Below are 17,528 nucleotides of genomic sequence, written 5' to 3' on the forward strand. Positions count from 1 at the left end.
AGGCCTCAATCCCATAACAGTATTTGCAGGTTCGACTTGACCGGGACGGTCAGGCCGCTGGTGCCGCTCACCGGGGTTTGTGTGCCGCGCAGCGGGTCGTACAAGGTGGCGCTGGACAGGCCCGGCAAATGCGCGTTACCGCCCTGGGCTGACCAGAAAAACCACACTTTGCGGCCGTCGGCGCGGGTCCAGCCGATGCTGAACAGGCCGTCGGGCAACGAGTCGGCCACCGGTGGATCGCCCGGAGTAAGTTGCGGCCCGGTGACGTCGAGGAAGTTTTTCAGGGCGGTGTAGACCGGCTTGGGGTTGGTATCGATATCCAGCAAGCCATAAGACTGATCACGCACGCTGGCGCGCTGATCGAGGTCGCTCAAGGTGAACAGAAAGATCTTGTCGTAATCCATCGCGCTCATCAGTGCCAGGCGGCGAATCACGTAGTCGGCCTGTGCCTGGGGCGTGATGAGGTCCTGGGCATCTTTTGGACCCTTGTAGGTCGACCAGCCCCATTCGGTACTCCACAGGGTTTGCACACCGCCATTGCGCAGGGCCTGGTTGAGCTGAGTGGCCTTGGTGATGAAATCCAGGTGGGCCGGGTCGTTGCCTTCGGGCAACTGTGTGTAGGGATGGTACGAGATGATCGTGTTCAAACTGGCCACGCCCAGCGCGCCCAAGGCGTCGAACATGGTCTGGCCGTTGGGCATCTCACTGAAAAACGCCATGCCGGCAGCCACCACCGGCTTGTTCGGGTTCACCGCGCGCAGGGCCGTGGTGGTCGCGGTGAGCAGTGCGGCGAAACCGGCCGGGTCCGCCGCAGGGCGCCAGAAGCCCAGCAAGTTCGGTTCGTTCCATACCTGCCACGCATCCACGCTGGGGTAGCGCTGCGACAGCAACGCCATGCGGTTGGCGAACACGTTCGGATCCTTGGGCGGATACTGGTCCTGATACGGCGCACCCGCTGGCGCGGTGGTGGCGAAAGGCGCCGAGCCCACGAGATAGAACACCGACTTGAGCTGGTTGTCCTGCAACTTGCCGACCAACTGGTCCAGGGCTGCGACCTGATACTGGTTCTCGGCGGGCTCCAACTGATCCCAGTGCAGATCCAGGCGAACCCACTCCAGGCCCAGGGCCTTGAGGCGGTCGATCTGCTTCTGATAGCGCTCGGGGCTGAACCACAAGAATTGCGCATTCACGCCCAGGAAATCCTTCCAGATCACCGCCTTGTTGCCCTTGAGCACATGGCTTTCGGCATCGGCCTGGCGTCCCCACAAGAATGCGGTCAAACCCAGCGCGGTAACCACGGCAAGGGTGGCGAGGTAGGTGCGTTTACGCGCCATAAGCGTCTGCGCCAATAGCGTGCTCGAAGAGCTGCTTGAATTTCTGCGCGGTCAACGGCCACAGGCGTTCGCGGCCAATCTCCCCGGCGCGCTCGGCCCAGTCCCGCGCCAGCAGCGGGGTGCGTGCCAGGCGCGACAGTTGCTGGCCGAGCGCAGCCACATCGCCCTCGGGGTAGATCGCGCCATTGCCGCTGGCAACTTCCTCGGCAAACGCGCGCGCGTCGGAGGTGATCGCGCCGCGCCCGCAGGCGGTGGCCCAGGACAACGCGCCACTGGTGCCGCGCTGGCGCCCCAGCAGGGCGAGTTTTTTCGATTCGCGGTAGGGCAGCACCATCACATGGTGGGCCTGGATGGTCTGGGCGATTTCATCGGCCGGCAGGTTCAGGCGCCAGTCGATGGAACCGGTCAGACCCAGTGCAGCGATCTGCGCGTTCAACTGCTCCAGGTAGTTACCGCACGCACCAAAGGCCATTTCCGCAAAGGTGCCACCGGCCAGGGTCAGGCGCACGCGGTCGCGCAATTCGGGGGCTTGCTTGAACACATCGGCCAGGGCTTGCACCAGGTCTTCGATGCCTTTGCCACGGTAGATAAAACCGAAATACAGCAGGCGCAGGGTGTCCAACGCCGGCAGCGGTGCCGGTGCAATCGCCAGGTTGGCATGGTTGATCACCGCCACGTTGCCGGCCGGCAATTGCATGCGCTGGCTCAAGCAGTCGGCGCCCAGGCGCGTGAGGGTCACCAGCCGGGTCAGCCCCTTGGCGACCTGGCGTTCTTCGCGCAAGGTCAGTGGGTCGGCCAGCACCACGGCGGCCTGGGGCAGCGGGCTGGGCAGGCGCTCCAGCAGGTTCAAGGGGAAGGGAAGATGCTCACGCCTCCAGACGATGCGCTCCGGGTCATGCACGGTGGCCGTCAACGGCAACCGAGGGTAAGCCTTACGCAGTTCACGCAAGGCCAGGAACTCCCCCAGCCGCCCGCCGCCCAGCTCGGCGTGCACCAGGTCGACGGTGTGCCAATCGAAGCCGGCAATGGCTTGCTTGATCGCCTCCGAGTTGCTCGCCACACCGGCCAACGGCGTCAGCACCGTCACCCCGAGATGTTCCAGTGCCGTGCGGAAATGGTTCGCGTAGTCGGCGATCCCGTTTTTCTCCGGTGGCAACGGCGCGAGCAGGGCGATACGCATCAGAATGCCCCCCGGTATTTACCGATGGTCTGCAGCACTTTGCTCGGTACTTCGAACTTGCGCCGGTTGATGATGATGCCGTCCACTTTGCCGAACGCGGTGTTGAGGATCGACAGCGCATGCTCGACCACCGGTACGGTACTTTTGCGGGCTTCTACCACCAGCCCGATCAGGTCGGCGCGGCGCAGGGTAATAAACGCTTCGCGGTTGTCCAGCAGGGCCGAGGCGTCCAGCAATACCACTTCACCCGGCGCGGCAGCTTCCGGCCCGCCGACCCGCACGCTGATGCCGTTCTCGTGCAGCAACTGGCGCAGTTGCTCGACCACAAAGGTCACGCCTTCGCCGTGGCGTGCCGAGGTCAGGCCCAGCGTCAGGCCCTGTTCGGCAATGCGGTCGGGCTGCAGCAAACTGTACAGCCGGTAGATGCTCGCATTGAACGCGTTGGCACTTTGCGCGGTGGTGGTGTCCAGTTCCGGCAGGGTGGTCCACAGCGGCAGGCCGAACTTGCGCTCCACCAGACCGCCGTCGTGAATGCGCTGGTCCAGCAGGTAGCATAGGTAGATCACCAGCAAGCCGACGACGATGGCGAACGGGATCGCCAGGATCAGCATCACCAGGGTTTTCGGGAAGATGCGGCCCGGGTTCAGGGTGGCCTCTTCGATCACCGCGATGTTGCTGATCTGGCTATTGTCCAGCTCGCGGTCGATGCGCGATTTTTCCAGGTTGTCGACATACAGCGCGTAGTTGCGCTCGGTGGCGCTCAACTCGCGGGACAGGCGCGCCAGCTCCGGCTCGATCTCCAGGGCTTGCTTGCGTTGCGCTTCGAGGTTCTCCAATTGCTTCTGCTGCTGAACCAGCTGGGTGCGCAGCGCCTGGTTGTTGCTGGTCTCATCCAGCAGCACGCGCTGCAGGTGGATTTCCAGGGTGTTCGGCGCACGGTTTTCGGAGGACTGCACCGTGTTGCTCTCGTTGGCGACCTGGGCCTCCATGGCCCGGATCGACGCATCCAGGGCTTTGACCGGCGGCGCGTTGTCGGTGTAGGTGCGCATCATGTCGGCCTTTTCCAGCAGCTTCTGGTTAAGCAGGCGCCGCAAGTCCTGCTGCTGTGGGTTCAGTGCGATCTGGCGCACCGTGGTGACTTCCTTGGGCTGGCCCTTGAGCTGATTGCGCGTGCTCTGGATGGCACTGTCGGACGAGGCGATCAGCCGCGTGGTGTTGAAGGTCTCGCCGCGCAGCACGTTGATGCGCTCGGACAAGTCTTCCAGGCGGTCGGTGATGCTCGCCGCGCCGATCTCGTTCAGGTGGGTGAGGATCTGTTGCTTGTAGCTCTTGATCTCGGCAGCGCTGTTGGACACCTGGCCTTCATAGAAGGCATACAGGCTCTTGCGCCCCAGGGCCTGGGTACGTTCGTTGATGTAGGTCTCGACCCAATCCTTGACCACCGCCTGGGCGATTTCCGGGTCGCTCCATTTGAACGTGATGTCCATCACCGTGGAACCGGCGGCGTGGCTGACCTCGAAGTTCTTCTCCAGGCTGGCGGCCAGACGCTCCACCGGCGTGGTTTTTTCGATGATGCCAACGGTTTCCAGCACTACGCGCAGGCCATCGAACACGGCGCCCACGCCACTCTTGACGTAGTACTTGGTGCGCTTCCAGAAGCCTTCCGGTGGTGGTGCGTTTTCGATCACTTCCAGGTAGTGCTCGGCCACGGCGCGCACGATAGGCCGACCGGTGAGCAGGCGCTCCTCGTCGACAATCGGGTCGCGCTGGGTGCTGGGCATTACCAGCGCCTGGCGGTTGCTGATCTCGATGGGCAAGGTCGAATCCCGTCCCGGCTTGACCAACAGGCGCGCGGTGGATTCGTACTTGGCCGGCAGCAGGAACGCCCCGAGCAGGATGATCACCAGCGCGGCAATCGCCGCCAGTTTGAACGCGTGCCGGAAGATGAAGAACAAGCGCAGAAGATCACGAAAAGAACGGATCTCGATCATTGGGATGTCGCTCCTTTAGTTATTGCCGCCGCTGGTTCGGGTGTAGTTGTAGCCAACCCCAATGGACTTGGTGAACGGGATCAGTTGGTTCATGTAGGTATCCACTCCCTGGATTCGCTCGCCAACGTTGGATTTGGGCACGAACACCACATCGCCGCGTTGCAGGTGCACGGGTTTGCGTCCGTTGGCGCCGGTCTTGAGCAACTGGCTGAAGTCCAGGAAGTAAGCGCGGTATGCGCCCTGGGCGTCTTCACGCAGCAGGGCGACCATGCTGGCGTTGCCCGCCGGGCTGACCCCGCCGGCACCGATGATCGCCTGTTCCAGGGTATTGGCCGTACCGAGTTGCACCGCCGTCGGGTTGTTCACCGCACCGCCGACAATGATCGAGCTGCCCGGCGCCTGGTTGATATTCACCGTCACCCGTGGCTCGCGGTAGGTCGGCGCGAGCTTGTTGGTCAACTCGGTGGCCAGCTCCGAAGGCTGGCGCCCGGCAACCTGGATCGGCCCCAGGAACGGGTAGTTGATCTTGCCGTCGGTCTGCACTGTGTACAGCGTCAGCTCGTAGATGGTACTGACGTTGAACGCCGACAGCGTTGGCATCTCGCCGGCATCGCGCACGATGCGCAACTGGTCGCCGATGCGGATGCGCTCCACCGCCGGTGGCAATTGGGCCAGTTGGTCGAGGGCGCGTTTGCCTTCCTCGACGGTCTTGCCGTCCGGCGGCACGATACGCGCCGGTGTATTGCAGGCGGCCAGGGCCATCATGGCCATGACGAGCAGGGTACGTTTCATCAAGGGGGACTTCCTGTAGGTCATGATGCTCACCTCCAATAACCGGGAAACATGCTGATGCGCCGCTTGAGGGCGAGGGGGAGGCGGCGCTCCAGATGGCCCAGCCGGTAGCCGAGCCATTTGAACGCGCTGCGCACCAGTACTTCGGGGACACGGTGCAGGGCACCGGCCTTGCGCAAGGCCGCAAGCTCGGCCAGCACATAGCGCTTGCCTTCGCCTCCCGCGTCGCCAAAGGCTTGCTTGATCCACGGCTCGCGGCCATAGAACACGCCGATGTCGAAGTAGCGGTGAAACTCATCCATGAGTGTGTAATCGTGGGAGTGATGCACCAAGGCGGTGGCGGCGTAGCGCACCTTGTAACCGTCGAGCAGCATGCGCGCCGCGACGAAGGCGTCTTCGCTGCCGATCACATCGGCCGGGAAACCGCCCACCGCTTGCAGCACGCTGCGCCGGTACACGGAAAACGAGTCGGAACTGAAGCAAGTCTTGATCCCCAGCTCCGGCGCATCGACCAGGCTCTTGCTGCGGCTCTGTTCCGGGTAATTGAAGTGCCGCGACTGTGCGCCCAGCACACCGGCATCGGGGTGGGGCAACTGGCGCCCGTAGGCCACGCCGTTGAGCGGGTCCTGCTGCAATTCGGCGAGCAGGTTGGCGAAGGTGTCGGGGCTGGCGGGAATCGCATCCTGGGTCATCACGATCAGCGCGTCGCCGCCCACTTGTTCGCTGGCCCAGCGCCGGGTGCCGCCGTGGTTGAAGTCGCGCGCGTCGATCACCTCGACCCGTGCACCGAACGCGCGAAAGCGCGCCACGGTGTCATCACTGGAGGCGCTGTCCACCACCAGCGTCTCGTCAGGTTGCAGGGTCTGCATCTTCAGCGCCGGCAGCAGGCGGGCCAGGTGGCTGGATGCGTTACGGGTCGGGATGATCAGTGACGTGCGCATGTCATTTTTTCACTTCTGCGGGGGCGCGCCCGTAGATGTCGTCGAAGCGCACAATGTCGTCCTCGCCCAGGTACTCGCCGCTCTGCACTTCGATCATCACCAGGTCGATGATGCCGGGGTTGGTCAGGCGGTGTTTGTGCCCGGCGGGGATGTACGTGGACTCGTTGGCATTGATCAGGAATTCGCGCTCACCGTTGGTGATCTGCGCCGCGCCGCTGACCACCACCCAGTGTTCACTGCGGTGGTGGTGCATCTGCAGCGACAGCGACGCCTGGGGCTTGACCACGATGCGCTTGATCTTGAAGCGGCTGCTTTCCTCCAGCACGGTGTAGGTGCCCCACGGCCGAGTGACGGTGCGGTGCAGGCTGTACGCCGGATGGTTCTGGCGCTTGAGCTCGGCGACGATATAGCGCACATCCTGGCTGCGGTGGGCGTCGGCGATCAGCAGGGCGTCGGGGGTGTCGACGATGATCAGGTCGCGCACGCCCACGGCACCGAGGACGCGCTTGGGCGAGTCGATGTAGCAGTTGTGCACGTCATGCAAGATCGCTTCGCCATTGACCTGGTTGCCATGGGCGTCGCTGGGGGTGAGCTGGCGCAGGGCTTCCCACGAGCCGATATCGCTCCAGCCGATGTCACACGGCACAACCGCGACTTGCTTGGACTTCTCCATCAGCGCCACATCGATGGACACATCCGGCGCACGGCCAAACGCGTCCGGGTCCAGTTCACGCTGGCGCGAGGTCTTGTTCTGCAGGCTCTGGCTGTGGTCCAGCGCAGCACGGGCGGCTTCCAGCACATCGGGCGCATGGGCGGCGAGCTCGTCCACCAGGGTGCTGGCCTTGAAGCAGAACATGCCGGCGTTCCACAGATGTTTGCCGCCGTCCAGATAGCCCTGGGCGGTGGCCAGGTCGGGTTTTTCGACGAAGCGTTTGACCCGGTTGCCGGTGCCCAGCGGTTCACCCTGTTCGATATAGCCAAAGCCGGTCTCGGGGTGATCGGGCTGGATGCCGAAGGTCACCAGATAGCCGGCTTCAGCCAGGTCGCGGGCCTGGGTTACAGCCTCGGCGAACGCGACTTCATTGAGGATCAGGTGGTCGGCGGGCATCACCAGCAACTGTGCCTCAGCGCCGAAATGTTCTTGCACATGCAAGGCTGCCACGGCAATTGCCGCCGCCGTGTTGCGGCCGAAGGGTTCCAGCAGCAGGTCGAGGTGCAGGTGGCTTTTGTTGACCAGGCGATAGTCATCCAGGGTACGGAACAGCAGGTCGCGGTTGGTTACCGTCAACACGCTTTCCACGCCGGGCAGTTTGGCGGCGCGCTGGAAGGTTTTCTGCAGCAGGCTCTGCCCATCGCGCATGCGCATGAATGGCTTGGGCATGTTCTGCCGGGACACCGGCCACAGCCGCGTGCCCGAACCACCGGAAATGATGCAGGGAATTAATCCGTTGAGCGTGTTCATCAATAGACTTCCTTGGTGGAAAGGACGGCCGGGACCGTCATGAAGACGATGTACAAGTCAAACCACACCGACCACTTGGAGATGTACTCCAAGTCGTACTCGACACGTTTCTGGATCTTGAACAGGGTGTCGGTCTCCCCCCGGTAGCCGTTGATCTGCGCCCAGCCGGTGATGCCCGGCTTTACCCGATGGCGCGAGCTGTATTCACTCACCGCCACCTCGAAGGGGATGCCCGCGGCTTTTGTCGCGGTGGCGTGCGGGCGCGGACCGACCATGGACATGTTGCCCAGCAGCACGTTGAACAGTTGCGGCAGCTCGTCGATGCTGGTCTTGCGGATGATACGGCCCACGCGGGTGATGCGCGGGTCTTCGCGGGTGGTCTGGCGTTCGGCGGTGAAGTCGCTCTGGTCGGTGTACATGGAGCGGAACTTGAACACGCGGATTTCGTTGTCGTTGTAGCCATAGCGGTTCTGGCGAAACAGCACCGGGCCCCTGGAGTCGAGCTTGATCGCAATGGCGGTGGCAACCATCACCGGCGACAGCGCGACCAGCGCGAAGCTGGCCAGCAGCAGGTCCTCACAGCGCTTGATCACCGGCGACCAGCCGCGCAGCGGCAACTGCGAGGTGTTGAACATCAGGATGCCGCCCACATCGGTGATCTTGCTGTGGCCGTAGCGCAGGGCGGCCATGTCCGGCACCAGCATGACGTTCACCGACATCTGGCGCAGGCGGTTGACCAACCCATGAATGCGTTGCTCGGCGGCCCACGGCAGGCAGATCATCACCTGGTTGACCTGCTCGGCGCGGATCAGCTTTTCCAGGTCACGGGTGTTGCCCAGCAGGGGCAGGTTGCTCAGTTCCTTGGGAATGCGTTCGGTGCGGTCGTCAATGAACCCGATCAGGCCGGAGCGAATGTCACCATTGCGCTGCAGGTGATCGGCGACATGCACGGCGGTGTCGGTAAAACCCAGGATCACCGTGCGCTGCAGGTATTTGCCGGCACGCATCAGCTTGCTGTACAGGCGCAGCATCACCAGGCGCTCAAGGCAGAACAGACCCAGGCTGGCGACGTACCATACCGCCAGGTTGCGCGGGGTCAATTGCGGGAAAAACTGCAGGATCTGGTACATGAACAGCAGGATGCAAAAGGCGGCCGTCCAGGCCTTGATCTTGGTTTTCAGGCGCAGGCGGTTGCTGAACAACTCTTCGGAATAGATGCCCAGCGCCTGGAACAGAATAATGCTCAGGATCGCGAAAAAAACCAGCAGGCCCAGGAAATGGGCGCGCAACTCCTGTGCCATCGGGTCGAGGAAGAGCACCAGGACCAGCGGGGGCAAAATAGCAGTGATGCCATGGATCAATTTGACGAAAACAACAAAGAACTCAACAAAACCGGCGCGCGTTAAAAACAAGCTGTCGACGGACGACTTTTCTCGCATAAAAACATCCCTCATTGCACGCCAGAGTTCACTGTTCGAGTGTTTATTCAATTAAGCAGAGGGCTGCTTTAGAACACAGGTCGAACGACTACTCTGGGTAATACGCAACTTTCCAATCCAAATGCACAATCCAGATACAACTATCCATTTGAATTGATTTCACGGGGGTGGTGGCTAAAGGAGTGTTCCCTTGTGCGCCAGGTCAACAAATTGACTGTGGTGCGGAGGCGGCATGCTAGACAGGTTTATCAGTCTTTTTTGCGGCATTTTATTGACATTCCTTGTCTGGATGCTCGGTGGATGGGTGTTTTTTTGAGTGTAGAAACAAATGTGAGATTTTTCCTGCTTAAAGGAAAAACCTTTTTTGACGCGAGGTAGGAGGGGGGACAAAGAGGGGAGTGGCAAGGTGCACTGAATGCCTTGCCACCGGGGCTTTCGCCCGATCAGAAGTTGCCTTTCAAACTAACCGTGAAATTGCGGGGTTCACCGTAGAAGTTGCCCCAGGAGGCTGTACCGACCGTGTTGTAATAGCTTTTATCGAACAAGTTGTTACCGTTGAGCGCGACGGTCCAGGTGTCGTCGATGCGGTACGCCACGCGTGTGCTCCAAGTCGCGTAACCGGCCTGCTCCAGCTTGATGGTCTGGACGCGGTAGTTGCTGCTTTGGGCATTGACCCCGGCGCCCACGCTCCATTTCGACAGCGCGCCGTCGAGCTGGTAGTCACCCCACAAGCGCAGCATGTGCCGAGGCACGTAGGTGTTGGACGAGCCGCCTTCGATCTTGCTGTCGATGTTCTTCAGGGATTTGGTCTGGGTGTAGGTGTAGCCGCCGAAGAGTTGCAGGCGCTCAAGCAACTCACCGCTGATTTCGGTCTCCACACCCTGGGCACGCACCTTGCCGGTGTCGGTGTAGCAATAGCCATCGGCGGAGGTCGGGCACATCGTGGTGTAGTCGGATTCGGCGCCGTTTTTCTCGATGGCGCGGAACAGTGCCAGGGAGCTGTTGAGGCGCCCGTCGAACCATTCGCCCTTGATTCCCAGCTCGTAGTTGTCACCGATCTTCGGCTTGAGCGCCGCGCCATCGACGGTGGCGTAGGAACTCTGCGGCTGGAAGATGTCGGCGTAGCTGGCGTACACCGACAGGTGCTCGTCCAGGTCGTAGATCAGCGCGGCGAACGGCGTGACTTCGCCGGTCTCCTTGGTACGTGCATCCTGCACCGCCCATTCACCCCAGGCCAGGTTGTTGGACTGGCGACGGTTCTCGTACCAGCTCACGCGGCTGCCCACGATGAACATCAAAGGCTCGGCCAGGCGCAGGCGCAAGGTGGCGTAGGTGCCGTATTGAGTGGCGGTTTCCTTGACCGTACCGCCGCGGTACATGTTCGGCCAGAAAGTGTTGTCATCCGGCTCCGGGAAGTGGTGGTCGGGCTGGTAGATGCTCTGGCGCTTGGGCAGGTTCTGGATTGCGTAGACGTCGTCCTGGGTGCCACGGCTGCCGTTGGCGCCGAGGATCAGTTCGTGTTCCAGGCCGAAGGCTTCGAACTTGCCGTCCACGTAGGCGTCGAGGCCGAAGTCCTTGTGGTCGTAGTCCATCAGCGCCGCATAGGAGTTGGCCGTTGGCGCCGGGTCGCCATAATTGATGGTGCCTTCGCTGGCGGCGTACTTGGTGTCTTGCAGGTTGCGGCTGTGTACCGCCGCGACCTTGAGTTTCCAGTCATCGTTGAAGTGGTGGGTGACGTCGGCGAAGAAGGTGGTACGCCGGCTTTGCCAGTCGTTCCAGGATTGGCCCAGGCAGGTCGAGCGACTGAGGTTGGCGCTTTTGCCGTCGGCGTAGCGCGGCAGGCCGCCCCAGCACGGTGTGGAGTCCACATCTTCGTAACTGGCGCCGACGCCCAGGGTGGTGTCGGGGCTAAGGTCGAAATCCAGGGCGCCGTAGAACGCCTGGTCCTGGCGCTTGGCGATGTCCATGTAGGACCCGCGCTTCTGCTCGCTCACCGATGCGCGCCCGCGCAGCGTACCGCTGTCATTCAGCGGGCCGCCGGTGTCGAAGTCGGTGCGGTAGTTGTCCCAGGTGCCGGCGGACAACGACAAGCTGGTGGTGGGCTTGGCCTGCGGCCGCTTGCGCACGAAATTCACCGCGCCGCTGGCCGTGCCGGCACCCTTGAGCATCCCGGCGGCGCCCTTGAGTACTTCCACGCGATCATAGATCGCCATGTTCGCGCTGAAGCTGTCGGCCTGCACGTAGTCCTTGCCCATGTCCAGGGGCACGCCGTCGTACTGGTACTGGCCGAGCATCTTGAAACCACGGGAATAGAAGTACTTGCCGCCCATGGGCGACTCGTAGGTGGTGATGCCGGGCGTGCGTTCCATCACGTCGTCGATGGTGCTGACGTTCTGGTCGTCCATGAATTGGCGGGTCATCACGCTGACCGATTGCGGGGTTTCCCGCAGGCTGTGTTCGCCTTTGCCGATGGTGACCGCGCCGGTGGTGTAGGAACCGGTGCCGTCGGTGGTCGCGCCCAAACGTTCGCCGCTGATCAGCGTGGCACCCAGGTTCAGCGCACTGGCATCGGCCACCTGTGGCAGCAGCAACCAGGTGCTGTTGCTCTGGCGCTGGGCTTGCAGGCCCTGGCCGCGCAGCAATCGGTCGAGTGCCTGCTGGGCGTCGTAGCTGCCGCTCAAGCCGGGGCTGGTCTTGCCGGCGACGCTGGTGGCGTCGTACGACAGGCTGATGCCGGCCTGGCGCGCGAACTGGTCCAACGCATTGGCCAGGGTACCGGAAGCGATATTCCAGTCGCGGGCCTGTGTGTCACTGGCCGGCGTTTCGGCGAGCGCAGCCAGCGGTGCGATGGCATAGCCCAGGCAGGCGCCGAGCACGGCGGCCTGCACCGCCTGTTTGAGGGGGGAACGTTTGGAGGGGAACGCTTGCATGACCGCGGGATGCTCCTGAAGAAAGTGAACAGAACCGGCCTGTTGATCGGCCTTTCCTTACAGGTCGAGCGGCAATGAGAATTCACCTCATTTATTTTTGAGAAATTAAACGCGCGCTGAAACGGTCACCCAATAGCGGCTGCGGTAAGTGACATCGAGCTTGAGTGATTGCGCGACCAGCGCCAGCACCCGATCGGTGTCGTCCAGTTGGTAAGTGCCCGACACGCGCAACCCCGCCACGGCCTCGCTGCAGCGCACCAGGCCGTTGCGGTAGCGGCCCAGTTCGGCGAGGAAGTCGTCCAGGCGCATCGCGTGGGCGCTGATCACGCCGTCGCTCCAGGCCCAGGGGTCGAGGCCGTTGGCGACGGCCGGGCGAATGCCGCTGCGGTTGAACAGCACCTGCTCGCCGGGCTTGAGCACCTGTCGGGCGTTGGCATCGTGGCTGTCGGCAAACACCGCCACCGCGCCCTGTTGCACCGCCAGCAATGTGCCTTGGGCTTCTTCGCGTACCAGGAAACGCGTGCCGAGCGTACGCAGGTAACCGTCGCGGGTCTGTACCCAGAACGGCCGGCTGTCGGCGCCGGTGTTCACCAGCATTTCACCTTGGCGCAAGTGCACCAGCCGCCGCTCGGCAGTGAATGCCGTGTCGATGGCACTGGCGCTGTTCAGTTGGATCCGGCTGCCATCGTTCAACGCCACCCAGCGCCGTTCGCCGGTGGCGGTGCGGTAGTCGGCCATCAAGGCGGGCAGGGGCGTGTAGTCGCGGCCGAGCCAGGTCAAACCGGCGGCACCGGCGAACAGGCCCAGCAGTTTCAAACCCTCACGGCGGCTGATGCGTTGACGCGCTCCGCGCAGTGCGTGCCGGCCGACCTGGGCCGGCAATTGGCCCAAATCGTCATTCATCGTGGCTACCCGCTGCCACACCTGCCGGTGCTCGGCGCTGGTCTGCAGCCAGCGCTCGAACGCGGCGGTGCTGGCGTCGTCGGCCACATTGAAGCGCAGCTTGATCATCCACTGGATAGCCTGGTCTACCAGGCGCGGGTCAGCATTCGGCATAACGCAACCGGTAACACGCATGCAGGGCCTTGGACAGGTCGCGCTCCACCGTGGCCTTGGACACACCGAGGCGCACGGCGATCTGCGCGCAGGTCAGGCCGTCCAGTTGCGCCAGCAAGAAGGCTTCGCGCACCCGCGGCTTGAGCTGGTCGAGCAAACGGTCGATACGCTCCAGGCTGTCGAGGATCAGCAGGCGGGTTTCTTCCGAAGGCACCTCGACTTGCGGGAAGTGCGCGAGGCTTTCCAGGTAGGCGCGTTCCAGTTCACGGCGCCGGTATTGGTCGATCATCAGGCTGCGGGCAATGCTGCTCAGGTACGCGCGCGGCTGCTGCAGGGTTTGCTGCTTGCGCGCATTGAGCAGGCGCACAAAGGTTTCCTGGGCCAGGTCGGCGGCGTGTTCACGGCAACCGGTGCGGCGGCTCAACCAGCCGCGCAGCCAAGAGTGATGGGCCTGGTAAAGCTGGCCGATGGCGGCATGGTCCAGTGGGTGATCGCTCGACATGGGCATCCTGGCGCAGCAGTCTTAATTGATAATGTTTCGCATTCTAGACGTTGGTCGTGGCCCTTCGCAATTACCCGAGGGCAATGTATCCAGCACAATTTTTTGTCGACCCCCGGTGCGCGGACTAATCTGCAGGCTTTTCGCGGTGGAAGGCTTGAGCATGATCGACCTGGCGACCCTGGCGGTTTTTTCCGGTGCAGTTCTGTTGTTGCTGTTATCCCCGGGGCCGAACATGGCCTTTGTGGTCAGCCATGGCGTCACTCACGGCTGGCGCGGGGGGATGGCATCGGCCTTGGGGATCGGCGTGGCTGACGTGCTGCTGACCGCCTTGACCGCCACCGGAGTGACGGCGCTGGTCGCCAGTTGGCCGCCATCTTTTGACGTGATCCGATACGCGGGTGTAGTCTACCTGGCGTGGCTGGTGTTCAAGACTTTGCAGAAAAGCCCTGGGCCGGACGCGGCTCACGTCAGCCGCGTGCCGTTGGGCCGGGTGTTCCTGCAAGCCATGCTCAATAGCCTGCTCAACCCCAAGGCGTTGCTGTTTTTTGTGGTGTTTTTGCCGCAGTTCGTACGGCCGGAAGCAGGGTCCATCGCGGTGCAGTTGGTGGTGCTTGGGGGTGTATTGACCTTGATTGCAGCCGTATTTCATGTGCTGCTGGGCATTTTTGGCGGGGCACTGAGCCGGTTCTTCGCCAGTCGCTCGAAAGGCGCCTGGCTTCAGAAATGGGGCTTGGCGACGGTGCTGACGGTACTGGCGGTGCGCCTGGCGGTGATGTCTCGCCCGGCCTGATTTGACGAGCGTACGACTGATCCAAATGTGGGAGCTGGCTTGCCTGCGAAAGCGGCCTAACAGCCGACCAGAATGTTGGATCAGTCTGAGTACATATCCGTTATTTAGGTAACGGCTGCTATGGGTTCCGCCCTTACGGCGGGTCACTTTGGAAAAGCCGAAATGCCGGCCCAGCCCAAAGTAACCAAAGGGCTCTTGCCCCAACACTCGGCACCTCGCTCACGCTCGGTGTGCCCCAAATCCCTGTCGAATTACGGCCAGCGTGTTTGACGGGGCGCCTGAGATCAAAAGCAGGATCAAGATCAAGAGCGGCTCGCTTCGCATCGTGGTTAGCTTGGGGGGCTGCGTGTCTATCGCCGGCAGGTGCTTTGTAGAATCAGCCCAACCGAGCAGCCGCGCGTGCGACGATCTCGCCGCGCACCCTGCGCGATTCGGCGGTGCGTTTGTTGGCTTCTTCCAACACATGTTTGGGCGCGGTGTCCGGGCGGCCGGAGTCGAAGGGTGGCGCGGGGGCGTATTCGATCTGCAACTGCACCAGTTGCGCCGCCGCTTCGCTGTACAGCTCTGCCGCCAGGGTCAAGGCGAAGTCGATGCCGGCGGTGATGCCGCCACCGGTCAGCAGGTTGCCGTCACGCACCACGCGCGCCTGCACAGGGATTGCGCCGAGCGGGGCGAGCAGGTCGTGGTAGGCCCAGTGTGTCGTCGCCTTGCGCCCACGCAACAGACCGGCCGCGCCCAGTACCAGTGAACCGGTGCACACCGAAGTCACGTAGCGTGCGGTTTGCGCCTGGGCCGCGAGGAAGTCCAGGGTCTGCGGGTCTTCCATCAACGCGCCCACGCCGGAACCGCCGGGCACGCAGATCACATCCAGGCGCGGGCAGTCGGCATACGTCATGGTCGGGGTGAACACCAGTCCGGTACTGGAGGTGACCGGAGCGAGGTCTTTCCACACCAGGTGCAGTTTCACATCCGGCAGCGAACCCAGTACGTCGTAGGGGCCGGTGAGGTCCAGTTGCTGGATGCCGGGGAACAACAGAAAGCCGATCTGCAAGGTCATGAGTGAAGCTCCGTCAAAGGGGTGGACGGCTTCACTCTAGAGGCCTAGGATTTGGCGAATACGCCATTGAGCCCACGAATCACGCCAATCATGCCTCGAATTGTCCACGTCCTCGCTTTCGATAACGCCCAAGTGCTCGATGTCACCGGGCCGCTGCAGGTGTTCGCCTCCACCAATGACCTGGCGCGCCAGCGCGGCGAACCTTTGCCGTATGCCGTCTCGGTGATCGCCGCGCAAACGCAGCCGGTGATGACCTCGGCCGGCCTGGCGCTGGTGGCCGAGCCACTGCCCGCCGTCGACGCACCATGCGACACGCTGGTGATCGCAGGCGGCTGGGGCGTGTACGGCGCGGCCGAAGACCCGGCGCTGGTGGAGTGGGTACGCGAGAAAGCCAGGCACACCCGGCGCATGACGTCAGTGTGTACCGGCGCGTTCCTCTTGGCCGCCAGCGGCATGCTCGACGGCTGCCGCGTGGCCACCCACTGGACGCGTTGCGAGGAACTGGCGCGCAAGTTCCCTTCGCTGACGGTGGAGTCCAACCCGATCTTCATCCAGCAGGGCGCCGTCTGGACGTCCGCTGGTGTCACCGCCGGCATCGACCTGTGCCTGGCGCTGGTGGAAGAAGACCTGGGCCGCGCGGTGGCCCTGGAAGTGGCGCGGCATCTGGTGGTGTTCCTCAAGCGGCCCGGTGGCCAGTCGCAATTCAGTGTGACGTTATCGCTGCAAAAGGATGACAGCCGCTTCGCCGAACTCCACGCCTGGATGGCCGAGAACCTGACCCTGGATTTGAGCATCCCCACCCTGGCCGCCCAGGTCGGCATGAGCGAGCGCAGCTTCGTGCGCCACTACCGCGCCGAAACCGGCCAGACCCCGGCGCGTGCCGTCGAATTGATCCGCGTAGAGACCGCGCGCCGGCAACTGGCCGACAGCAATGCGTCGATCAAGCGCATCGCCGTGCAGTGTGGGTTTGGCTGTGAAGAGACCTTGCGGCGCAGTTTTTTGCGAGCCCTGTCAGTGACACCCCAGGCTTATCGCGAACGCTTTTCGCCAAGCAATTCCAGCAGCGCATCCAGCGTGGCTTGCGGTGCTTCCTGAGGAATATTGTGGCCTACACCGGGCAACACCTGGCGGCGGTAAAATCCACTGAAATGCTCAAGGTCATCGTCCTCTTCGGGCGGCGGGCCGACGCCATCATCCGCGCCGCACAGCGAAATGCTCGGCACCGAAATCGCCGGTTGCAGGGCCAGCGCGGCTTCAATGGATTCCAATGCCGGGTCGCCGGGCGCGTACATGAAACGATGGCGATACGAGTGAATCACCACCTCGACAAAATCCGCGTTATCGAACGACGGTGCCGTCTGGTCATACAGACTTGGCCCCGCGGCCCAGGACGGCGACCACAGCGACCACAACAACTGGCAGAGTTCGCGACGGTTGGCGGTCAGACCGTCCACCCCGCGCTGGGTGTGAAAGTAGAACTGGTACCACAAGCGATGCTCCGTCTCCGGTGCCCGTGGCTTGAGGGATTTGGCGATGTTCTGGATGTTGTAGCCATCCCCGGTCACCAACCCGCGCACCCGTTCGGGCCACAAGGCCGCGACGATACACGCAGCACGTCCACCCCAGTCATAACCGGCGAGGGTCGCCTGCGGGATGTCCAGCGCGTCCATGAAATCCAGCAGGTCCTTGGCCAGCGCCGCCTGCTGACCGGAGCGCATCACCTGCGGGTTGATAAACCGCGTCGGGCCATAGCCGCGCAGATACGGCACCAGCACCCGACACCCCCGCGCAGCCAGCACCGGCGCGATCTCGTCATAGCCGCGCGGGTCGTAGGGGAAGCCATGCAGCAGGATCACAGGCGTACCGTCGGCGGGGCCGTGGGCTTCATACGCCACATCAAGCATGGACGTGCGCACAACGTGCAGTGGGAAAGCGGTGGTCATGATCGGCTCCTGTCAGGTGCTGGAACTCTAGTCGATGGGCGTGACGGGACAGCGCTCGATTGAAGGCAGTGGTGTTACTTGTCCACGCCATCGTCAAGGACTGCCCATTGT

The 17,528-nt window shown here is 62.9% G+C and carries 14 protein-coding genes; 2 read left to right on the top strand and 12 right to left on the bottom strand.

Features of this window, described 5'->3' with window-relative positions:
- Positions 1-5 precede the first annotated feature (5 nt).
- The 10 genes from BM70_RS0121735 to BM70_RS0121780 form a co-directional block, all read right to left on the bottom strand.
- Entirely contained in the window at positions 6-1,334 is a 1,329-nt protein-coding gene (locus BM70_RS0121735) for a cellulase family glycosylhydrolase (protein WP_025857959.1), read from the bottom strand.
- Complete coding sequence (locus tag BM70_RS0121740; protein WP_025857960.1) at positions 1,324-2,514, bottom strand: glycosyltransferase; 1,191 nt, start codon at positions 2,512-2,514, stop codon at positions 1,324-1,326. The genes BM70_RS0121735 and BM70_RS0121740 overlap by 11 nt, the downstream gene beginning before the upstream one ends.
- On the bottom strand, positions 2,514-4,505 hold the full coding sequence (locus BM70_RS0121745) for an exopolysaccharide transport family protein (protein WP_025857961.1): 1,992 nt from the start codon (positions 4,503-4,505) through the stop codon (positions 2,514-2,516). The genes BM70_RS0121740 and BM70_RS0121745 overlap by 1 nt, the downstream gene beginning before the upstream one ends.
- A 15-nt stretch (positions 4,506-4,520) precedes the next feature.
- On the bottom strand, positions 4,521-5,297 hold the full coding sequence (locus tag BM70_RS0121750) for a polysaccharide biosynthesis/export family protein (RefSeq protein WP_025857962.1): 777 nt from the start codon (positions 5,295-5,297) through the stop codon (positions 4,521-4,523).
- Between the two features lie 29 nt (positions 5,298-5,326).
- Positions 5,327-6,238: a glycosyltransferase family 2 protein gene (locus BM70_RS0121755; RefSeq protein ID WP_025857963.1), complete on the bottom strand. Its 912-nt coding sequence runs from the start codon at positions 6,236-6,238 to the stop codon at positions 5,327-5,329.
- A 1-nt stretch (position 6,239) separates the two neighbouring features.
- Positions 6,240-7,700 (bottom strand): mannose-1-phosphate guanylyltransferase/mannose-6-phosphate isomerase, encoded by a 1,461-nt coding sequence (locus tag BM70_RS0121760; protein ID WP_025857964.1) that lies wholly within the window; start codon positions 7,698-7,700, stop codon positions 6,240-6,242.
- Positions 7,700-9,139, bottom strand: a complete 1,440-nt coding sequence (locus BM70_RS0121765) for an undecaprenyl-phosphate glucose phosphotransferase (protein WP_025857965.1) — start codon at positions 9,137-9,139, stop codon at positions 7,700-7,702. The genes BM70_RS0121760 and BM70_RS0121765 overlap by 1 nt, the downstream gene beginning before the upstream one ends.
- 443 nt (positions 9,140-9,582) lie before the next feature.
- On the bottom strand, positions 9,583-12,069 hold the full coding sequence (locus BM70_RS0121770) for a TonB-dependent receptor (RefSeq protein WP_025857966.1): 2,487 nt from the start codon (positions 12,067-12,069) through the stop codon (positions 9,583-9,585).
- A 105-nt stretch (positions 12,070-12,174) separates the two neighbouring features.
- Complete coding sequence (locus tag BM70_RS0121775) at positions 12,175-13,125, bottom strand: FecR domain-containing protein (protein WP_025857967.1); 951 nt, start codon at positions 13,123-13,125, stop codon at positions 12,175-12,177.
- The gene (locus BM70_RS0121780) at positions 13,112-13,627 is read right to left on the bottom strand and encodes a sigma-70 family RNA polymerase sigma factor (RefSeq protein WP_025857968.1); all 516 of its coding nucleotides are present in this window, start codon (positions 13,625-13,627) and stop codon (positions 13,112-13,114) included. The genes BM70_RS0121775 and BM70_RS0121780 overlap by 14 nt, the downstream gene beginning before the upstream one ends.
- 160 nt (positions 13,628-13,787) lie before the next feature.
- Here BM70_RS0121780 and BM70_RS0121785 point away from each other — a divergent pair, with 160 nt between their 5' ends.
- On the top strand, positions 13,788-14,417 hold the full coding sequence (locus tag BM70_RS0121785) for a LysE family translocator (protein ID WP_025857969.1): 630 nt from the start codon (positions 13,788-13,790) through the stop codon (positions 14,415-14,417).
- A 376-nt stretch (positions 14,418-14,793) separates the two neighbouring features.
- On the opposite strand, the gene inhA is transcribed toward BM70_RS0121785, so the two are convergent.
- Positions 14,794-15,474 carry an isonitrile hydratase gene (gene inhA / locus BM70_RS0121790; RefSeq protein ID WP_025857970.1) on the bottom strand — a complete coding sequence of 227 codons (681 nt, stop codon included), beginning with the start codon at positions 15,472-15,474 and terminating at the stop codon, positions 14,794-14,796.
- 90 nt (positions 15,475-15,564) lie between these two features.
- On the opposite strand from inhA, the gene BM70_RS0121795 reads away from it, so the two are divergent.
- Complete coding sequence (locus tag BM70_RS0121795; RefSeq protein ID WP_025857971.1) at positions 15,565-16,569, top strand: GlxA family transcriptional regulator; 1,005 nt, start codon at positions 15,565-15,567, stop codon at positions 16,567-16,569.
- Here BM70_RS0121795 and BM70_RS0121800 read toward each other — a convergent pair.
- On the bottom strand, positions 16,503-17,417 hold the full coding sequence (locus BM70_RS0121800) for an alpha/beta fold hydrolase (protein WP_025857972.1): 915 nt from the start codon (positions 17,415-17,417) through the stop codon (positions 16,503-16,505). The two genes, BM70_RS0121795 and BM70_RS0121800, sit on opposite strands and share 67 nt — an antisense overlap.
- Positions 17,418-17,528 lie beyond the last annotated feature (111 nt).

This window comes from Pseudomonas sp. CHM02 (assembly GCF_000612585.1).
Classification (GTDB): domain Bacteria; phylum Pseudomonadota; class Gammaproteobacteria; order Pseudomonadales; family Pseudomonadaceae; genus Aquipseudomonas.